Source organism: Leuconostoc sp. BM2 (genome assembly GCF_002095565.1).
Lineage (GTDB): Bacteria > Bacillota > Bacilli > Lactobacillales > Lactobacillaceae > Leuconostoc > Leuconostoc falkenbergense.
Genome location: NZ_MOWQ01000061.1, coordinates 1 through 5,259, shown reverse-complemented (window position 1 = coordinate 5,259; position 5,259 = coordinate 1). Strand labels below are relative to the sequence as shown.

Genomic DNA, 5,259 nt, shown 5'->3' with positions numbered 1-5,259 from the left:
ATGATGATTGAAATGATGAAAGGAAAACACATGCAAATCAAATTTTGTCGGAAGCTGATTATTTTGGCTTCTTTTTTGTTTGTTTTAGGCTTTGCACAAACGCAAGTGTCCGCAGATGATAGCAGTAATTCAAATAGTTCTTTAATTAACCAAGATACGCTTAATGCAATTGATGACGCTTCAAAACAAGCTGATAAAGCGGTAGATGAGGTGACAAGTGACGCAGAAAAGAAATCAGGCGATACGAGTACCACCGATACCTCATTTAAAGCCAGTGACGCACAAAACATCAACAAGCTTAATGACTCACTATTTTCATGGCAACCGTATTCAGAAAAAATTGGTGTCACAGACTTAGCCAATAATACGGGCATGGGCTTAGCTAAGTTCTTTTGGTATTTAAATACTTTGATTTATCAAATCAATGATGAGCTATTGAGTGCCTTATCAAATGACGGTAATTTATCAAAAGCCTTTACACAAGCCCAGAACGCTGTTTCAGGTAAAGTAAAATCTATTTTTGATCAAGGTAAGTTGTTGTTTGGTGGATTAGCTATTATTGTCTTAGCAATTACGGGGTTCATGCACTTTGCTAGTGGGCGTACGTCATCAGCGGTTCGCATGGTGGTTAATTTTGTTGGTATTTTATTAGTCGCAACGCTTTGGTATGGCAATGGTAATGAGTTATTTAATCAAATCAATGAAGCCAGTGACGCAGGACAAGCGCAAATGTTAAAAGTCATTGGCAATAGTAATGATAATGTTAAACCAGGGGACACGTTAAGAGTGGGGTATTTTGAGCGATCCATTGAACGCCCTTATTTTTTGATGAATTATGGTAAGGCAACGGCAGACGCAGTGACAAAAGCAGGACATAATCCTTATCAATTTATTTCTACTAATCCTAAAAGAAGTAGTGATACTTTGCAGAGCAATATATCAAAGGTTTCTGGAACTGTGCCGACACTGCAAAAAGATAATTCATTTAATAAAGCAGGTATGAGCTTAGTAGCCATAGTGGTATCAATTGTGAATGCTATTCCTTATGACGCAGTGGCTTTGTTTAATATCTTTGTTATGGTCATTGAATTGGCTTTGTATCTCTTGTCTCCATTTGTTTTGGTTATGGCGCTATTTCCACAATTTGCCCGTAACGGGTATAAAATTGTTGGCGCAACAATTATGTGGGGTATTGCTAAAATTGGGGCTGGTTTCTTAATTGTTTTGGTTGGGGCTTTGCAGACGTTCACTGATAGTTTTATCCCAGCGACTAATTTCGGCTCATACGCAGTTAACGCATTCCTATTCTTTTTCTTAGTCCTTATTGTCTACAAATATCGTGGTAAGCTATTTGAATTTGTTGGGGTTAGTTACTCACGAATTGAGGGACAAATGCCACAAGCCATGCGTTTATCTAATCTACGTGAAAAGGGTCAGAGCATTAAGCAGTCTAGTGTTGGTCAAAAAATTAGTCAAATGGGACCAATGCAACGTATGTCTCAAACAAGGGCAGTTCGTAATGAGATGAAAACCAAACAGGCAGAGGAAAAACGACAACAAAATCTTTCGCGTGTTCGTGATCAGTTGTTAGGCAAAGAGCAGGCAAAAACACAAAAGTTGTCAGATAAAAATAAGAGACCATTGACGGTTGATGAATTTAAAAAGCCAATGGATTCTAAAAAATCTGATGATCCAAAACAGGCAAAGATTGAAAAAGGCGGTATTCATTTACCTAAATCAAACTTTGAAGCTAAACAGCCTAATAGTCGGGTCAATAATCCCAAAAGTAAGGATAATGGTTCAGATAGTCAACAGGAAGTGGCTAAAAAGCGTGAAGCAATTAAGCGTCAATTATATGGTGATCAAGCGACACAATCACAACCTAAGACACTTCATAAAGTGCCTGATAATCATAATAACTTTGAGCAATCAAAGACACCAAAACGTCAAGAAATTGCTAATGATCAGAAAAAAACAGTTAATCGTGACAAAATAGCTCGTGAATTATTAGCCGAACGTGGTAAGCAAATGGAACAAAAACAAAAGTCACGTGATGAAAAAGTCAGTCAGTTAAAAAATAAATTTGGAAAGGATAACTCGTGAAAAAAATGTTTATAATAATCGCTACAATCGTTGTGGCAGTAGTAACTACGGCTTTTTTTCGGTATAATAATAAGTATCATGATACACCAAATGATCAATTAAAAACGGCGTTTCATCAAACTCTGGGTAAGCATAAAACCGTGATCGTTTTTCATAAAAAGGGGTGTTCAACCTGTGAGAAGTTGACGGGTGATGTCAATAAATTACAAAAAATGCGTGATCAAAATAATCAGGCAACCATTGTCGTAGATTACATGAATTTAGCGACACGACAATATTTTGAACAGTATCATGTTCAAGTGGCACCAACTGTCTTAGTGGTACAAAAAGGGGCAGTCATCAAACGAATTGTGAAGCCAACACATGAACAAATGGCACAAATTGCGAGAGAATAAATCAATTGATTGGAGAGCTATGAATAAAAAATCAGCGTTGACATTAGGATCTATTGGGGGCGTGTTAGTCATTTTGATAATCATTATTGCCTTTATGATGACGGGACAGCATAAGACAAACTCACAATCTAGTAGTTCCAAATTGCCAAAAATCAATCAAGCTAAAGTGATGAAGCGTATTGATAGTGAAATATTTTCAATTGATGATGGTCATAATTATCATGAAAATCAAGACACTTGGAAAGATACAACGTATATAGATGGTGAAAAATTTGGTAATAGGCAAGCGTCTATAGCCGCTATGGTATATGATAGCATTGGATTAGCAACGAATAATGATGTTGAGTCTTTTAATTTTTTCAAAGAGCATGAAATAGAAAACTTGGTAACAATTTGGCATAAAGACGGCAATTCATTTGTTGCGAAAGGCTACTTTGTTGTTAAAGAAACAGGGGCTAAATACCCTTTTGCATTTGAATTCAACGCTGATTATATGATCCTACAAGAGTGGTATGGAAAGACAAACTATTATAAAAGTCAAGAAAGCGGATCTAATTAATACACTTTAATAAGAGAGCATGACAAATAACCGTTTCAAATTGGTGTTTTTGAAACGGACTCGGTTGTGAGTGCAAGATTAATTAGCTTAATTTTATTTCATCAAAGTATTCGTGATGTTTGAGCAAATAATAAATGATTCGTACCAATTTTTTGGCAACATGGGACATGACTACGTAAAAGTGTTTGCCTTCTTTGAGTTTCTTCTGTCGGTAAGCTCGAATAGTTGGTGACCATCGAGAAGCATATTCTGCTGCTTGATATAGCGCCCAGCGTAGTGCTGTTGAACCTCTTTTAACCATTTTACCAGTCGTTTCTAGTTGACCTGATTGATAGATAGATGGCTCTAACCCAGCAAATGCCAAAAGTTGTTCTGGTGAGTTGAAATTCCTGATGTTGTTTATCTCGGCTAAGATGACACTGCCAATGCGATTGGAAATACCGGATATGGAGGTCATGATACGTGCGTCTTCAAGAGAATCCATCAGTTGATTAACTTGTTGATCAACAGTGTCAATTTGTGTCGAAAACATTTTAATCATGGTGAGTGTTTGTTTTAGCTCTAACTCATTAGCTGTGGATTTAAGGCCAATAGATTGACGTGCCAAATTTTTCAACTGTTTTGCTGATTCTAAATGATTACCTTGACCGTGAAGCATTTTGGTAAGAACATCAATTCGTGTATGGGCAATTTGATGTGGAGAAGAATAACGAATGAGTAAATCATAAATATACTGCGTGTGTAAATTATGATTGCCCAAAAAAGATGCCAACTCTGGAAACGAAATATCTAGTAATCGAATGTATTGCGTTTTCAGGTCAGCACGTCTTGTTGTTAGTCGACTACGATAACGAGATAAAGTCTTTAATTCTTGGATTTCATGAGAGATAGCAAATTGTTCAGGTGTCACATCACTAGCCAACTTTTTAGCAATTGTTAATGAATCAGCTTTATCGGTTTTAGTTTTACGTAGAGAAGATGATTTAACAAACTCCTTAATTAAAAATGGATTATACAGAAACGTTGCATAGCCATGGGATTGCATAAACATCATAATATTGGTGCTGTAATGGCCAGTAGACTCCATTGCAATACGAACTGGCTGATTTAGCTGGTTCGTGAGTTCGTTTAACTTAGTGATCAATAGTTCAAATCCTAAACGAGTATTTTGAATACGGAGATGGCGCAAAATGATTGTACCATCATGATCAAGAATAGCGGCATCATGGTGCGACTTGGCTACATCAATCCCAACGAAAAGCATAAAATAAATCCTCCTAAATATGATGAGATTATGCTGCATGATAAACACGGACAAATTGACAATGTAACCTTACACGAAATAAAACGTCAAAGCGTTATCAAACTTATTACCAATACGACAAAAAGCCGTGATTAGAGCCTTTCCGAACCAGTCACTACCAGATGATATATCTAGTAATGCCGTTGGACATAAAAAACTAATTCACGACGCATAATCATAATCTAAGTATAAAATTTATACCCAGAGCATGTAGGAGCTACCTACAAATAATAATATAAGGATATTAAAATTTAAAAATGACAAACACTAGAATAAAAGTGTTGAGTGCTATTGGGTTTTTCCTGATTGGCGCTTTTTTTTATAAACAATTTCAAAAATCACAGCTCAAACAAGCGACTGCCACCGTTGCTAAATTGTCAGCGACACAAACCTTGATTAACAATAGTGGCACGATCACAAAAGTGGTTGCTAATGATAATCAATTGCCAGACAATAGCGAACAAAAAGCCACTGTGAATGCTTTGTTTAATGCAGGCTATGTGTCAGACAAACAAGTGTTATCAAAGGTGGCAAATGATAAGGTTAGAAAGTTCGTTAAACAATTTCTAGGGCAATTAGAGAGTGATCCAGCACAAGCAAAAAAGTGGCATGTATCAGATAATCAATTGCAATTTAGCCAACAAAAAGACGGCATATTATTTTTTGGTGCCTTAACGGCAACTAATGTTAGTCGGACAGTTAATTATAAATTATTGGGACAATTGAATGCAAAAGGTAATGAGGTCATCTCATTGACTTTAGGTAATCTCACAAAGACATGTGGTAATAAGTCAAGTGGAAATTAAAATCACGGTTGAATTAAAGGAGGTGAAATATCTTAAAGAAGCGCTATTTTAATAAGCTTATGCATCGATAAAATTTGATGATAAGCTGAATTT

5 protein-coding genes are annotated in these 5,259 nt (G+C 36.2%); 4 read left to right on the top strand and 1 reads right to left on the bottom strand.

Features of this window, described 5'->3' with window-relative positions; all coding sequences use genetic code 11:
• Positions 1–30: 30 nt before the first annotated feature.
• From BMG01_RS10005 to BMG01_RS09995, 3 genes are read left to right on the top strand one after another with little or no spacing between them, the layout of a single operon-like run.
• The gene (locus BMG01_RS10005) at positions 31–2,103 is read left to right on the top strand and encodes a CD3337/EF1877 family mobilome membrane protein (RefSeq protein WP_036068844.1); all 2,073 of its coding nucleotides are present in this window, start codon (positions 31–33) and stop codon (positions 2,101–2,103) included.
• Complete coding sequence (locus BMG01_RS10000; protein WP_036068841.1) at positions 2,100–2,498, top strand: thioredoxin family protein; 399 nt, start codon at positions 2,100–2,102, stop codon at positions 2,496–2,498. Before BMG01_RS10005 ends, BMG01_RS10000 begins: the two co-directional genes overlap by 4 nt.
• A gap of 19 nt (positions 2,499–2,517) precedes the next feature.
• Positions 2,518–3,057: a hypothetical protein gene (locus tag BMG01_RS09995; protein WP_051586165.1), complete on the top strand. Its 540-nt coding sequence runs from the start codon at positions 2,518–2,520 to the stop codon at positions 3,055–3,057.
• A gap of 82 nt (positions 3,058–3,139) precedes the next feature.
• On the opposite strand, the gene BMG01_RS09990 is transcribed toward BMG01_RS09995, so the two are convergent.
• Positions 3,140–4,321 (bottom strand): IS110 family transposase, encoded by a 1,182-nt coding sequence (locus BMG01_RS09990; protein ID WP_036068842.1) that lies wholly within the window; start codon positions 4,319–4,321, stop codon positions 3,140–3,142.
• Positions 4,322–4,617: 296 nt separating this feature from the next.
• Between BMG01_RS09990 and BMG01_RS09985 the strand changes: the two genes are divergently transcribed.
• Positions 4,618–5,166, top strand: a complete 549-nt coding sequence (locus BMG01_RS09985) for a hypothetical protein (RefSeq protein ID WP_036068843.1) — start codon at positions 4,618–4,620, stop codon at positions 5,164–5,166.
• The last annotated feature ends 93 nt before the right edge of the window (positions 5,167–5,259 follow it).